This is a genomic window from Bordetella genomosp. 10 (genome assembly GCF_002261225.1).
GTDB lineage: Bacteria > Pseudomonadota > Gammaproteobacteria > Burkholderiales > Burkholderiaceae_B > Bordetella_C.
Map to the genome: position 1 here is coordinate 2446955 of NZ_NEVM01000005.1, position 14632 is coordinate 2461586.

The following is a 14632-nucleotide window of genomic DNA, read 5'->3' on the forward strand; positions in this document are numbered from 1 at the left end:
GCCCTTTTTTCATTCTCCACGCCCTATGACCATGCAAAATAATTGCGCCAGCCAGCGCGTCCAGCGCATCAAGCCCTCACCCAGCGGCGCCGCCGCCGACCGGGCCTCCGACCTGAAGCGCGAAGGCCGCCCCATCATCAGTCTCGTGGTGGGCGAGCCGGACTTCGACACCCCCGTCCACATATGCCAGGCGGGATGCGAAGCCATCATGAAGGGAGACACCCGGTACACGCACGGCCGAGGAACGATGGCGCTGCGCGAAGCGGTCGCGCGCAAGCTCAAGCGGGAAAACGGCCTGGAATACGGGACCCAGGAAATCATCGTGACCGCGGGCGCCAAGGCCGCGATCTACCTCGCGCTGGGAGCCACGCTGAACCCCGGCGACGAGGTGATCGTGCCGGCCCCGCACTGGGTTTCGTACACCGACATGACCCTGGCCTGCGACGGTGTGCCCGTGGTGGTGGCCTGCCCCGAGTCCAGCGGTTTCAAAATCACACCCGATCAGTTGGAAGCGGCGATCACCCCGCGCACGCGCTGGCTCATGATCAATTCGCCCTGCAATCCCACCGGGGCGACCTACTCCGCGCAGGAATATTCTGCCTTAGCCGACGTGCTGCGCCGCCATCCACAAGTGCTGTTGATGACCGACGAAATCTACGAGCACCTCTATTACGGCGCGGAACCCATCGTGCATCCCCTGATCGTGGCGCCCGATCTGCGCGACCGCACCCTGATCGTCAACGGCGTATCCAAGAGCTACGCCATGACAGGCTGGCGCATCGGCTACATCGCGGGCCCGGCCGACCTGATGCGTGCCATCAACGTGCTGAAATCCCAGGCCGCCGGCGCGACCGCCTCCATGTCGCAGGCGGCTGCTGTGGCCGCCCTGGACGGTGATCAGAGCTTCGTGGCGCAAAGCCGCGAAATCTTCAAGACGCGCCGCGACGCCACGGTGCGCCTGCTCAACGAAATTCCCGGCCTGTCGTGCCGCACCCCGGACGGAGCGTTCTACCTCTACGTGAACTGCGCCGCCCTGATCGGCAAACGCACGCCTGCCGGCGCCGTGCTGAACAACGACGACGCCGTGGTGATGTACATGCTGGAGACCGAGAACGTGGCGCTGGTGGCCGGCTCGGCCTACGGGCTGTCGCCGTATTTCCGGATGTCCATCGCCACCTCCATGGAAAACCTTCAGGAAGGATGCAAGCGCATCGCGCGAGCTATCGCGGCACTCCAATGAACACCGTCCTGTCCTGGTTTGGCCTGACGCAGGCCGACCGCCGCGAACAGTTGGGAATCTGGCCGGCGTTCGCCGCCATGATGGGGGTCTCCCTGTCCATGATGCTGTCCAGCCTGGATCAAACCATCGTCGGCAACGCACTGCCGACGATGGTGGCGGAACTGAACGGCTTCGACCTGTACGCCTGGGTCGCCACCAGCTACATGCTGTGCTCGATGATCGCCATCCCGGTATTCGGCCGGCTTGGCGATTATTTTGGGCGCAAGCCTTTCATCCTAGCTGCCATCTTCACGTTCACCGCAGCTTCCGTGGTCTGCGCCATGGCGGATTCGATGTGGGGCCTGGTGCTGGGGCGCGCACTGCAAGGCATCGGCGGCGGGATGATCATCGGCAGCGCCTTCGCCTGCATCCCCGAGCTGTTCCCCGACACTCGCCGGCGGCTGCGCTGGCAGATCATGCTCAGCACCATCTCCAGCGTCGCCAACGCGACCGGCCCGGTGCTGGGCGGTGTGCTGACCGACCAGTTCGGCTGGCGCTCCATCTTCCTCATCAACGTCCCGCTCGGCGCTCTGGCGTTGTTCTGGGCATGCCGCTTCATTCCTTTCTACCGACCGTCCCACGGCAGGAAAATACGCGTGGACTGGACCGGGGCCGCGCTGGTCGTTATCTTCCTGGTCGCGCTGCAAACGTTCGTCGACCTGATGCCGCTGGGGCGCCAAGGCCAGCTCGCGGCCGTGGGCGCGCTGACGCTGGCTGCCGGCGTGCTGCTGTACCGGTGCGAAAAACGCGCGACAGACGCGCTGCTGCCGCCGCGCCTGTTCCTGGAAACCGAAAGTCTGCGTCGGCTATTTTGCCTGGCCATCCTGGCCGGCGCCCTCATGTACGTACTGCTGTTCTACCTGCCCCTGCTATTTCAGGGCGGCTACGGCTACTCGCCCAGGGAGGCCGGTATACTCGTCACGCCCCTGGCCCTGCTCATGACGATAGGTGCCATCGTCAACGGCCGCATCGTCATCCGACTGCGTCATCCCAACTGGCTGCTGTTCTTCGGACTCGGCGCCCTGACGCTGTCCACCGCGGGCTTCGCCATCGCCGGGCCGCACGCCTCTTTCGGGCACCTGCTGGGGCTAGCCATTCTGGGCGGCATGGGGTTGGGGTTCTCCATGCTCAACTTGACGCTGTTCACGCAGTCGCTGTCGCCGCACGAATTCCTGGGCATTGCGACCGCCATGCAGAAATCGCTGCGCCTGGTCGGGGGCATGATAGGCGCGGCCGTCATGGCGACCCTGCTGTCGTGGCTATATTCCGCGCAAGTCGCTCACGACTTCGCGATTCTGAACCAGCCGGAAGCGGCGGCCTATTTCAGCAATCCCCAGGCACTGATTCCCGGCGCGGACCACGCCCTGGGACGCTACAGCACCGAGACCGTGGAACTGGCCCGCGCGGCGCTGCGCCGGTCGTTGTCCGTCGGACTATTCATAATGACGGGAGTGGGGGCCTGGGCGCTGTACATGCTGCGCAAGGTGCCCGCGATCAAGCTTGGGTAAAAGCTGCGGCTCTCCGTAAGCCTGGCTGTGGATCTCGGCGCGGACCTGCTCCTCGGTCCGGGTATCTACGGGCGCTGGAATGACACCAAAAAAACCTAAGTTATTGATTTTATTAATGTTTAGTGGCGGACAGAGGGGGATAGTTCGCCAAACAGTCTAATTCTCTGAAAAAACAGGAAGTTAGGCCGCTGTTTCCCCTCAAAACTTGCTACCCAAAATGCTACCATATTTTTGCAATTAATGGAGAGATTCTATGACTTTGGGCGATGTGGCAAACAACATTACCAATGCAATTCACTTCGGAATTCTAGCAGCCAGTGTAGTTGCATTCGTTATTTCGATTGCATTTGCGCTAAAAAAGAAAGGAAAGCATGCCGCCATAGCGCTAGTCGCCGCCTTGATCTGTTATGCAGTCAGCCAAAAAATACCGTCAACATCCCAACCACAATTGCAAAGCCAACCGTATCAAAGAATACAGTAATAACCCTTCTCTCCTTACGAGAAAACGATTCCCATTCGTCGTGCAAGCCACGAACGAACCAGCTTGTAAATTTAATGACCACAATCGCCCCAGTTGACAATTAAATAATTATCACTTATAAAATAATTGTCAATAGCCATTTGAGTGATGCCACATCGGCGAACTGACGCATACCGACATTAAAGCCAGCCTAGTGCTGGCTTTCTTGTATCTTATGAATAGAGCTATGAACCTAATTTCACTACTTACTGCCTTTGGAATGGGATCAATAATTACCGCTTTGATCCAATCATGGTTGTCAAGAAGATCACAAACAGATGAAAGGCGGTTTCGAGAAAAGCAGCAGGCATATATCGGCCTGTTGGAAGCCTATCATCGTGCAGCCACCGAAAGAACCGCCGAAGCTGCTAAAAACTTCGCTTACTGGCAAATGCGCAGCTCGCTAGTGGCACCGCTAGCAGTTCGATTAGCTGTCCAAAAGGTTATTGACACCAACGAAGACAAGCAAGGCAGGGCTTTGGCCCAGCAGAAAATGGAAGAGGAAATGCGGAAGGATTTGGGAGTCACCAAATAAAATGCCAAACCCAGATCTTGACATTTGTTTTTTTTGTTCTACTTATTAAGTATCGCATACGGTATGCGTCGAGGTCAGATGGTTTCTTTTGGGGATTTTGTTTCCCATCTAATAAAAACCCTTCCCGATTCCCGCTATGCCAAGCAATGAATAATTAAGCTGCAATGCAGAAGCTCGTCAAATTAAATGTGACTGCGGAGGAATAGGATCCTCAACGACGAACCAGCGAACTATTGTCAGGTTGCAACCTCAAGAAGATGAGGTAAGCCGTTAGAATGGATTAGTAGCAAAGCGGCATGGAAGACAGTCAGAAGGACCCAGCTACTGTATCGGCAACGATACGAACCTTCGAAGCAGGTAAAGTTGCTTTATATCTGCCCGGTGCTATGTGGTAACTATCACACGGAGACTCCCGGTAAAGTCCCAAGCTCGCTTTTCGCGGGTTAGGGTAAGCCTTTACCGGAACCGTGTGATAGCACGGTGAGGAAAAGGCGAAACAAATCCCCCCGAAGGTACAGAATCAGTACTAAATATCAATAATTATAATGATTAATCAACAGTACCAACTCGAATAATATTCAATGCGAAGCAGGACCACCCGCAGGGTAAAAGAATTTACGATAGTAAATTAAAAAGGACGACGAGCCTTAAATCGAAATTTGACATCAAGGTCAAATCTTTCGAACAACCTTTTCAGGTTCTGCTTTACATGCCTCGCACCACTCCAGGAATTCAATAAGGTCGACATACTGCTCTCCCCGCTCGACCTTCGAAACATAGCTCTGCCCCTTACCTAATTTTTTGGCAAGTTCAACTTGAGTGAGCCCCGCATCTACTCGTAGCTGTTGGAGCTCACGGCGAAGGACTTCGTACCGTTGACCATAGAGCATGCAAGCATGCTATAGTCTGTTTCCGAATATTCGATTTTAGACTATTTGCTACATAGCCTCGGGAGTTTCCTGTGAGTGACAACTGGCTTCGCGATCTTTTTATCCTCAATGAACTTGAGAACCAACGAACTGCAAAAGACCCCGACAATCCCGGCCCCGGAGTAATCTTTCTCATTGTGGCGGGGATCGCCTTGTTGGTCACTGTTTCCTATCCTGCGGTGTTGTTCCTTCAGTACCGTCGGAAAGAATGGGTGGCTATGGGGCTTACTTTGCTGTTCGGTGCTGTAGGCTACCTCTGGGCCCAGCCTCGCCTAATCGTTTCGGAGTCGGAAGGGCTGTGGGCAATTGCAGTAACCATCGGCGGCTTTTCGCTCTTTGGTTATCTTTGCTACTTTTTTGCTAAGAGGATCAGCAAGAAGATCGCCCCGAATTCGCCACCCCATTTTGATGCCAAATCAATTTTCACCATCTTTTCTTTTGGATATGTGGCATTCTTCATCCTTTGGGGGTTCCTCGTAAGCTTTCCGATTCTGACCGGCCCCACCTATGCTTGGTTAAGCCAATTTATCGACCTGCCTGGTCACGGCTATTTTTACTCGAAACTGGCTTGGCCGTACATTCTTGGTGGCACCGCTCTTGCCGTTTCACCAATGCAGGCTTGGTGCCGAAAACGGCAGGCAGAGGGCAAGCCCTCCGTTCCTACTCTCATTCTGGTTCTCGCCGTCCCTGCATTCCTTTTTTCCATTTTTTGGATCTCGGTATTTACCCGGAACCTCTTTAGCTAATTAGGGTGCCCTTCCAAGAGCGGGGGATGCGAGGGTTTGGAGGATGGAGCTTGAGGTTCGTACCTCTGCTTCATTCTCGCCAGCTCCCTCGCCAATAATTTGTTCTGCTCCATTAGAACTTGATTTGCCTTCAAGTCCAAGAATCGACCGTTTATCGCTTCCTTGTAAATCTCTCTTCGTTGGTCGACCTCCTCAAGTCCAGACTTCAGCTTCTTCCTTTCTGCAACGATTTCGTTCTGTAGGCGATGAAAATCTAGCCTAGCTAGAGCATTGGCAGTTTTCTGCTGCTTGGCGAAAAAATCGATATATGGAGTGAGAAGTTCGCGAATTTTTTGACGAACCACATTTATGCTAAGCCGCTCGCCCAGAGAAATCTCTACACTGTCGATTAGCCTATCAATTTTCTTCTTATAGTCGGTCTGCATCGCAAGATCGATAGCACGGTAGAACTTCTTCATCGGCACATGCTTTCGCATCGAGCCGCGAACACCTCGAACTAACTTCCACTTTTTGTTATGTTCAGCAAATCGATCCTGCAATCCGACTAGGAATTCCGGGTCATATCTTTTTGCATTTAATGACCAAGTTTCTTTGTGGAATTCGCCTTTTTGATTTTTATACCTCTTGAGCGACTTCAGCTCCGTAGAAATCATAAAGTGGATGTGTGGGCTCGATTCATCCATATGCAGCACTGCGAACTTTAGCTGCTGCCCGAATTCATTTTTTACGAATTGCACCTGATCGAGAGCCCACTTTCCGATCTGCTCTACAGATTTTCCTTTGAAAAATTCGGGCGAGGCAGTGGCGATGAACTCCAACATTTGCACATTGTCTTTCCGAGTTTTAATGCCGAGTTTTGCATAAAATTCGCAAAGCTTTTCTTGCAAACTCATGGATTTTGCGACATCGACATCTAGCGAATTGAACAGAATTTCGTTCAACTTTGATCTACTGGCATCGATGTTTGATTGCTCCCGCAATCTCAAATTGTGCTTCGCCGCCGCCGTTATTTGTGCCGGGCTTTTTATCTTTTTTGCTCTTAATATTGCGTACTGTGGCATGGTTTTTTCTTCTTATTTTTGCACTCCTTTTATTTATTCTAGCGGAGCACGAAGAAAAAACAAGGACACCGGATTAAAACCCGGTATCACTCACTATACCAACCCACTACACTTCGTTCCGGGGTTGGTGTTCGCCACGGGGTTCCCCCTTTGGATTCCCCAAAGCAAAACCGATGGGGCTGGGCCCCTTGCCCCCATTCCGACTGCCAAATAAATTTGACAATCGGCCCTATAGGCTACGCGATGAATCGGGTGTTACTCCTCCCACCGCGCAAGCGAGCCCCGCAGGGACTCTTCCAAAGCCCCCCCTTGTTAGGGGCTGGGGGTAGGAGGAAATTAGGCATAGCCAACTTTCTCCAACAGCATTTTTTGAACTACTGAAAGTTGAGCTTGAAGAACCGTCAACGGAAAATCTTGGCTATAGATTTCAGCATTTGTTCCCTCGACCTCATGCCCAATAACTTGGCATCGCATCTCTAACGACACCCCTTGTTCTTTCATATAATTATTAAAGAATTTTCTCAACGAGTGGAACACGAGCTTGCCTCGATTAATTCCAATTTCGTCAATATACCTAGCGAATTTTTTCCCAACTGCATTTCCCGCACCCTTACCCTCTAACTCCCGGTATTTGAAAATCTTGTCATCGGGCAGCTTTCTTCCCTCAATAAAAGGCTGGAGTTCGTTCATCAATTCATCGGGAATGGGCACCTCACGAACCCCCGCTTTTGTCTTGGCATCGAGAATTCGCACGAAATGAAAACTCCTCTCATGCTTGAGGAACTGCCCTTTTTTCAGGATAGTTAGCTCACCCACCCGAAAGCCTGTCACAAGTTCCAGCATCAGGCAGAAATAAAAGTCGGGATCCTTTTTCTTGTGGGCGAGCATTCTCTGCCGATCAAAGACTGACAACACCTCTTCCAGATAAAACGAAGCATAGGTGCTTTTCGCTCGTTCCCGCGAAGTCAGCAGGGTGCGATCTTTGGCGGGATTTTCCGCGAAAAGGTACTTGTGTTTGATGGCAAAATTAAGAACCGTACGAATGACGGACACTTTATTGTCAATCGTTCGCAGTTCATTGCCTGAACCCTTTAAATGCTCTTGATAACGGGTGATGTCATCGCTCGTTATCCGATAGAGATACGGATTTTTCAGGAACTCAGCAAATTCGGTAATGTTTGTCGTGTATTGCTGAACCGAACGGGTCTGCAATTTCTTCATTGCCATGAACTTGCTGAACAGCTCCAGCAGCCGCAACCCCTTGGGCTGCTCTTCCTCTATGGGAGCATTGCGAAGGACACCGCTGGCAGGCACCAGATGCCCCAGCTTGTCCAGCATCCCCAAGGCGAGCAATGCTTGCTCGTTGTCTTCCTTGGTGCCGTCAGTCTTGATATAGCCCCGCTTGAGGTCTATTTCGTAGTTCTTGACCTTCGATGGATCGACCATGCCCAGAGCCTCATAGAACTTCAAGGCTCGTAGGATAGCAAGGGAACGGTCACGGGTTCGCAGGCTTCGCTTTACTTGCCTACCATCGACCCGCAGATGAATGCAATAGACACCCGTTTCGGCACGGGCATAGACAGGTATTTTCACGGGTGTTGTTACCCATTTTGCTACCTATCCTGCATTCCAGAGTTTGGAAAATCCTTGAAAAATCAAGGACTTAGAAGACTTGGCGGACAGAGGGGGATTCGAACCCCCGATACGCTTTTGACGTATACACGCTTTCCAGGCGTGCGCCTTCAACCGCTCGGCCACCTGTCCTGATCCGGGTATTCCGCCCGGGAATCAACCCGAAACGGAAAACGGCAATCAGCGATTCTAGCAGATCTGGATGAATTGTGCTGGTATGGGGTTCCGCGGCTTGCCAGGCCCCCAACGGCCCCACAACGATCCCCCCCACGGCCAACCCCCAGCCGCAACAGCGTTAGCATCGACATCGACACCGCTAACCGCAACAAATCCCCCTCAACAGGACCCAAGATGCGCAACCTGGACTTCAGCTCCTGGCAAGCCCTGCTCTCCACCCTGGTCGGCCTGGCGATCTTCACCCTGATCGGCGTAGGCATCCGCCTACTCATCATGCAGACCGTGCAGCAAAAGCGCCAGCGTGAAAACCGCCAGATCAACGAACGCCTGCGCACGCTCATCGCCGCCTATAAAACCCTCGGCGGCTCCTTCACCGGCAACCTGCTGGTCGACCCCACCCACCTGCGCGACCTTCGCCAGAATACGAAAAGCCCCGACACAGCCGAGACAACGACCGACACCACCGAATCCACATCCGACCGCCGCCGCCGCACCCGCGACGCGGTGGAAGCCGCTCTATCCGACATCATTCTCCTCGGCACCGAAGAACAAGTCAGGCTGGCCGCCCACGCCGCCACCGAACTCACGCAAGGCAGGCCCATCCACACCGCCGAACTCGTGGCATCGCTACGGACCTTCATCCGCGAAGTCCTCGATCTGGAACCGTTGCCCCGCGAATTGACCATACCCGCCCAAGGCCCCGCCCGCCCCTCGGCATCCTCCTCGAAAGGCAAGGAAACCGGCCGCGGCGAAGGCGGCAAGGATGGCGGCAAGGACGGCAGTACAGGTGGTGGCGGCATGGGCGGCGGCGCGGGAATGGGCATGGGTCTCGGCCTGGGCGTGGGCGCCGCGCACAAGCTTCCGGACGACGACGGCGCTCCGAACTAACCCCCGACGCTGCCTACTTCCCCGCCCCACCCCGCGTCACGCAGTTCAAGTACCCGTCCACGGCCGCCAGGGCCGTCGCGGTCTGCACCTCCTGCGCGAGGCGGAAGCGGTCGCCATAGACCGTCTCATCGGGAAATTCGCTGATCAGCATCAGCGGCACCCGCTCCTTCGCCGACTCGCTGATCTGCACCGGAATCCCGTTCAGCATGTCGAAGCCGCGCTCTTGCGCATGCGCCTCGAATACGGCCAGTTGGCGCGCGTTGAACCGGATCAGTTCCGGCTGTTCGCGCGCCAGGCGGGCGGTGATGTTCTCCACCAGCGCCCGGGCCCTGCCGCCCCAGCCGGGATGATGCCGCATGACCAGGAAGAAGCCCTTGGGGATGGTCCACAACTCGAAATGGCGCGGCAGGTAGCCCGACAAGGGCCGCGTCCATTCATGGGACGGATAGCCATGCAGGCTGACGTGCAGTTGCGCGCCGCTCATCTCGTAGGCCTTGATGCGCGCTTCCAGTTCGTAGTACGGCGCCTTCTCGCGATACGCCAAGTCGTCGCCCAGCGCGGTGTAGCGGGCGGCATGGTGCATATGCCGCGGATTGGTCTGGCACAGGCGTCCGAACAGCGCATAGCCATCCGGATTCTCCAGCCCGATCAGCACGAAATGCGCGTCCGGCCGCGCCTTCAGCACATGCGCGGCAGCCAATGCGCCCACCACGCCGGAGGCCTCGTTGGCATGCTGCCCGCCGGAAATCACCACGGCCGGCTCGGCGCCGCGCACGTAGCAGCCGCGCACCGCGCGCCCCTGCCGCGTCCGCACGGCAAAGGGCTCTCCGCCCATCACCTGCATCTCGTGCGCGACACGCTCCGGCGACAGCGGCCCGTTAACCGCCGACAAGGGCGTGCCCAGCGACCGCGCCACCACTTCCGGGACCGGCTCGAAAGCCTCCGTGGCGATGCGCAGCTTCACCTCGCGCTCGCTATGGCGCACGTCCGGCACGATCTGTCCCGGCTGCAAGCCGCGGCTGCCCAAGGGCCGTCCCGAATGGCGCTGGAAGACTTCCAGCAAACCGAAGTAGATTTCCTCGTGCATGGCTTCGAAGGTGCTGATGACCTCGTCTTCGTAGCCCGTATCGCGTTCGATGCCCGGCAGCTCCACGAGCACTTCCAGCCGATCGAAATAGGGTTCGTCCTGCCCCCACGGATGCCCGGCCGCCGTGCGCAGGATGGCGTCGTACATCCGCGAATACTCGGTCGGCCGCGCCTCGTCCAACAGCAGCTTGCCGTCCGCCCCTTCCACGCGCACCCAGCCGGTGGGCGTCAGGCTGGACACGCCAGCGTGGTCGGTCACGACATGGTTCGGCGCGAACACCTTCTTCTGTTCGGTGCGGGCCGTGGCGTAGCGCAGCTCCACCTCGTAGTCGAGCCCATCGCCGGAGGCCTCGAACGACACCTCTATGGTGTCCAGCATGCCGACCAGCGGATAGGCCTCCAGGGTGAACCGGCGCGGCGGCGCCGACGCATGCACCGGATAGCGCACGGTCACGCCGGCCAGGCCGTTGACGTCGACCTCGTCCAGGAAGAAATGCACCAGCGGCTTGTAGGCGCTGTAGAACCGCGCCTGCACGCCCGCCTGCGACAGCCGCAGCTCGGCCGAACGGCGCGCCGCGGCGTCCTCGAACAGCCACGCATGCACGCTGGCGCCACGATAGACGGGGTCGGAAAACTCCCGCACCCAGGCATCCAGGGTGCGCTCGAAAGTCTGTTCCAGCAGTATCGCCATGTCTACACCTTGCCCGTCGGATCGAGACGGTCACGCAGCCAATCGCCCAGCAGGTTCAGGCCCAGCACCGTCAACATGATGGCCAGCCCCGGAAACACGCTGACCCACCAGGCGGTCTGCAAATAAGTCCGGCCGTCGGCAAGCATACCGCCCCAGCTCGGGATGGTGGGATCCACCCCCAGGCCCAGGAAGGTCAGGCTGCTTTCCAGCAGGATGTTGTTGGCCACGTTCAAGGCCATCAGGATGATCAGCGGCCCCAGCAGATTGGGCACGATATGGTGGCGCAGCATCGCCAGGTCGCGCACGCCGAAGGCGCGCGCCGCCTGCACGAACTCGCGCTCCCGCAGCGCCAGCACCTGGGCGCGCACCAGCCGCGCGTATTGCACCCACTGCGAGATCACCATGAAGAAGATCACGTTGAACAAGCCGCCGCCGAGAATGGAAATGAAGGTGATCGCCACCAGGATGAAAGGCAGCGCCAGTTGCACGTCGGCGAAGCGCATCACGATGACGTCCCACACGCCGCGATAGTAGCCGGACACCAGCCCCATGGCCGTGCCCAGCAAGGCCCCGAACAGCACCGAGAAAAAGCCCGCCGTCAGCGAGATCTGGCCGCCCACCACCACGCGCGCCAGCACGTCGCGGCCCAGCGGATCGGTGCCGAATACGTGGGCCCAGGACTGGAAGGGCGGAATCAGGCGCGCGCCCAGGTCCATGCCTTCGCCGCCATCGGGAAACAGCCAGCCGGACAGCAGCACCGCCAGCACCATGACGGCGGTCAGCACCACGCCCAGCAGGAACTCCAGGGAGCGGAAACGGCGGCGGCCGGCGGCGCGGCGCGCGGCTTCATCGGGAAGAGTTGTCTGCATGGCGCCTCAACGCGTGCGAATGCGGGGATCGACGATGCCGTAGGCGATGTCGACCAGCAGATTGACCACCACGATGACCAGCGCCAGCACGGTGACCGTGCCTTGCAGCACAGGGTAGTCGCGCGACGCGATCGCATCGAAGGCCAGCGTGCCCATGCCCGGCCAGTTGAAAACCTTCTCGATCACCACGATGCCGCCGATCAGCCCGCCGAACTGCAAACCCATGTAGGTAATGAGCGGAATGGCGCAATTGCGCAGCGCGTGCTTGTAGAGCACCACGCGCTCGCGCAGGCCCTTGCTGCGCGCCACCATGATGTACTGCGCCGACAGCGTCTCCAGCATGGTGGTGCGCACCAGCCGCACGTTGGTGGCGCTGAGGATGATGGCCATGGTCAGCGCCGGCATGACCAGGCTGACGGGGCCGTCCCATCCCGACGGAGGCAGCAGCGGAAAGGTAATGGACAGCAGCAGCACCAGCATCAGGGCCAGCCAGAAGTTGGGAAAGGACAGGCCGACCAGTGAAAGGATGCGTATCGCCTGGTCGCTGGCCTTGCCCTTGTTCACCGCCGCGCGTATGCCCAGCGGCACGGAAATCAGCACGGACAGCGCCAGCGATACGAAGGCCAGCATCAAGGTCGCCGGCAAGGCGTCGCCGATCAGCCGCCCCACCGAGGTGCCACCCGCGAAGCTGTGGCCGAAATCGCCATGCAGCAGGCCGCCCATGTAGGACAGGTACTGCACGGCAAAGGGCCGGTCCAGTCCCAAACCGGCGCGGATGTTCTGCAGGTCCTGCTCGCTGATGCTGCCGGCGCCCTGGCTCAGCATGACGGCCGGGTCGCCGGTCAGGCGCACCGCGTAGGAAACGAGCAGGGTCACCGCCAACACGACGAAGACGGCTTGCAGGACACGCTTGACGATGAAACCGGTCATGAGGATAGGCGCGTGGCGCGCCCCGGCGTCGAGCCGGGGCGCGATTCAACGGACGACTCGACGAACAATCGATCTTTCAACGTCATTCCACGCTTGCATTCACGAAACGGAAGCGGATGTCGCCGGGGATTTCCGCGTTCTTGACGCGATTGTTCACGCCGACCACGGTGTCCAGCGCGTACATCGGCAGGTCCAGCGCCTGGTCCGCCACATAGGCCGCGACGGCGCGCAGCGTCTTCTGGCGTTCGTTGACGTCATACGTGTTGCGCTGCGCCTCCAGCATGGCGTCCAGCTTGGGATCCTTGTCGTACGGATTCCACTTCTCGCCGCTGTGGTACATCAGGTAGGCGGTGTTGTCGTAGTCGTAGGTCCAGCCGCCCCACTGGTTCTGCCACATCGCGCCCGTCTTGCCCTGCGGGATGATGTCGTTGATCAGCACCGGCGTCTCATACGGCTTGATGGTGACCTTCACGCCGACCGCCTGCATATAGGCGGCCATGGCCTGCGCCACTTCGCGGAACTGCGAATCGCTGCCGCGCACGTCGAGCTGGACGGTCTCGCCGGGCTTGACGCCGGCCGCGGCCAGCAGCTTCTTCGCCTCGCCGGGATTGAAGGGCAAGGGCTTGAGCGCCGGATCGTAACCGAAAGACAGGTCGCCCTGGAAGCTGGCGATGGGCTTGGCCTTGCCCAGCAGCAGTTGCTTGATGATGGCGTCGCGGTCGACGGCCATGGTCAGCGCGCGCCGCACGTCGCGCTTGGCGGTGATGCCATGCGCGGTATCGAAGCGCACCACGATGGTGACCGGCCCGCTGGTGCTGACCACGTGCGCGTTGGACGACTTGTCGATGGTCGCGATCAGGTTCAGCGGGATGACCGTGGCGATATCCACGCGGCCGGCCTGCAGCTCCGCCACCTGCGTCGCCGGCTCGGAGATGAAGCGATAGACCACCTGGTCCAGCTTGGGTTTGCCGCCCCAGTAATCGTCATTGCGCGCCAGCGTCAGGCTGACCTTGGGCTTGTAGTCGACGAACTTGAACGGGCCGGTGCCCACGGGATGCTCGTTGAAATAGGCATCCCCCTTCTCCTGGATGTACTTCGGCGGCACGATCATGGCGCCATAGCCGGCCAGCTTGGTCAGCAGCACGGGATCGGGGCGCTTCATGACGAAGTCGACCGTGTGATCGTCGACCACCTCCACCTTGTCGATCGAGGTGTAGTTGGACCGCTGCGGCCCCTTCGCGCCTTCCTGGCTCAGCAGGCGATCGAAGGTGAACTTGACGGCGTTGGCATCGAAAGGCTCGCCGTCGTGGAACTTGACGCCCTCGCGCAGCTTGAAGCGGATGCGCGCGTTGTTGTCGAGGAATTCCCAACTGGTCGCCAGCGCCGGCTGCAGCTTCATGTCCGCGCCCCGCATGGTCAGGCCGTCATAGATATTGCTGCCGACCGATCCCCACCAGGTCACGAAGGTGTCGATCGGATCCCAACTGCCGGCGTCCTGCGTAATGGCGACCGTCAAGGTGCCGGCCGCGTGCGCGCCGGCCAGCGGGGCCAGGGCCCCGGCGCCGAGCGCCAGCGCCGCGCTCGCCGCGGCAATGGTTCTTTTCATCGCCGGGCCGCTCCCAAGATGAAAAACGCCCCCTCGGGGGGCAGCAAGCGGCGCCAGCCGCGCGGCGTGGGGGCCTTTTTTCATCGCCGGGCCGCTCCCAAGATGAAAAGCGCCCCCTCGGGGAGCAGCAAGCGGCGCAGCCGCGCGGCGTGGGGGCATTTTTTTCAGGGAAAAC

Annotated in this window: 13 protein-coding genes and 1 tRNA gene; 6 read left to right on the forward strand and 8 right to left on the reverse strand. The window is 58.5% G+C overall.

Features of this window, described 5'->3' with window-relative positions; all coding sequences use genetic code 11:
- The first annotated feature begins 31 nt into the window (after window positions 1–31).
- The 4 genes from CAL29_RS27105 (at window position 32) to CAL29_RS31445 (ending at window position 3842) form a co-directional block, all read left to right on the forward strand.
- Window positions 32–1240, forward strand: a complete 1209-nt coding sequence (locus CAL29_RS27105) for an aspartate transaminase (RefSeq protein ID WP_094856942.1) — start codon at window positions 32–34, stop codon at window positions 1238–1240.
- A complete protein-coding gene (locus tag CAL29_RS27110; RefSeq protein WP_094855994.1) occupies window positions 1237–2787 on the forward strand; it encodes an MFS transporter in 1551 nt (516 codons plus the stop codon). Before CAL29_RS27105 ends, CAL29_RS27110 begins: the two co-directional genes overlap by 4 nt.
- Window positions 2788–3040: 253 nt before the next feature.
- Window positions 3041–3268 (forward strand): hypothetical protein, encoded by a 228-nt coding sequence (locus tag CAL29_RS31440; protein WP_143277752.1) that lies wholly within the window; start codon window positions 3041–3043, stop codon window positions 3266–3268.
- Window positions 3269–3494: 226 nt separating this feature from the next.
- Window positions 3495–3842, forward strand: coding sequence for a hypothetical protein (locus tag CAL29_RS31445; protein ID WP_143277753.1), 348 nt, complete (start codon window positions 3495–3497; stop codon window positions 3840–3842).
- A 671-nt stretch (window positions 3843–4513) separates the two neighbouring features.
- On the opposite strand, the gene CAL29_RS27115 is transcribed toward CAL29_RS31445, so the two are convergent.
- Window positions 4514–4732: a helix-turn-helix domain-containing protein gene (locus CAL29_RS27115; RefSeq protein ID WP_094855995.1), complete on the reverse strand. Its 219-nt coding sequence runs from the start codon at window positions 4730–4732 to the stop codon at window positions 4514–4516.
- Between the two features lie 71 nt (window positions 4733–4803).
- Here CAL29_RS27115 and CAL29_RS27120 point away from each other — a divergent pair, with 71 nt between their 5' ends.
- Window positions 4804–5517, forward strand: coding sequence for a hypothetical protein (locus tag CAL29_RS27120; protein WP_143277754.1), 714 nt, complete (start codon window positions 4804–4806; stop codon window positions 5515–5517).
- Here the strand turns inward: CAL29_RS27120 and mobV are convergent.
- From mobV to CAL29_RS27135, 3 genes are all read right to left on the reverse strand, one after another.
- Window positions 5514–6578, reverse strand: coding sequence for a MobV family relaxase (gene mobV / locus CAL29_RS27125; protein WP_094855997.1), 1065 nt, complete (start codon window positions 6576–6578; stop codon window positions 5514–5516). The genes CAL29_RS27120 and mobV overlap by 4 nt on opposite strands.
- Window positions 6579–6914: 336 nt before the next feature.
- Window positions 6915–8171, reverse strand: a complete 1257-nt coding sequence (locus CAL29_RS27130) for a tyrosine-type recombinase/integrase (RefSeq protein WP_143277755.1) — start codon at window positions 8169–8171, stop codon at window positions 6915–6917.
- 80 nt (window positions 8172–8251) lie between these two features.
- Window positions 8252–8342, reverse strand: a tRNA-Ser gene (locus CAL29_RS27135).
- 219 nt (window positions 8343–8561) lie between these two features.
- On the opposite strand from CAL29_RS27135, the gene CAL29_RS27140 reads away from it, so the two are divergent.
- A complete protein-coding gene (locus tag CAL29_RS27140; RefSeq protein WP_094855999.1) occupies window positions 8562–9275 on the forward strand; it encodes a hypothetical protein in 714 nt (237 codons plus the stop codon).
- 13 nt (window positions 9276–9288) lie between these two features.
- Here CAL29_RS27140 and CAL29_RS27145 read toward each other — a convergent pair whose 3' ends face one another.
- From CAL29_RS27145 to CAL29_RS27160, 4 genes are all read right to left on the reverse strand, one after another.
- Window positions 9289–11052: a peptidase M14 gene (locus CAL29_RS27145; RefSeq protein WP_094856000.1), complete on the reverse strand. Its 1764-nt coding sequence runs from the start codon at window positions 11050–11052 to the stop codon at window positions 9289–9291.
- 2 nt (window positions 11053–11054) lie between these two features.
- The gene (locus CAL29_RS27150) at window positions 11055–11921 is read right to left on the reverse strand and encodes an ABC transporter permease (protein WP_094856001.1); all 867 of its coding nucleotides are present in this window, start codon (window positions 11919–11921) and stop codon (window positions 11055–11057) included.
- Between the two features lie 6 nt (window positions 11922–11927).
- Window positions 11928–12851: an ABC transporter permease gene (locus CAL29_RS27155; RefSeq protein ID WP_094856002.1), complete on the reverse strand. Its 924-nt coding sequence runs from the start codon at window positions 12849–12851 to the stop codon at window positions 11928–11930.
- A gap of 82 nt (window positions 12852–12933) precedes the next feature.
- Entirely contained in the window at window positions 12934–14457 is a 1524-nt protein-coding gene (locus tag CAL29_RS27160; RefSeq protein WP_094856003.1) for an ABC transporter substrate-binding protein, read from the reverse strand.
- Window positions 14458–14632 lie beyond the last annotated feature (175 nt).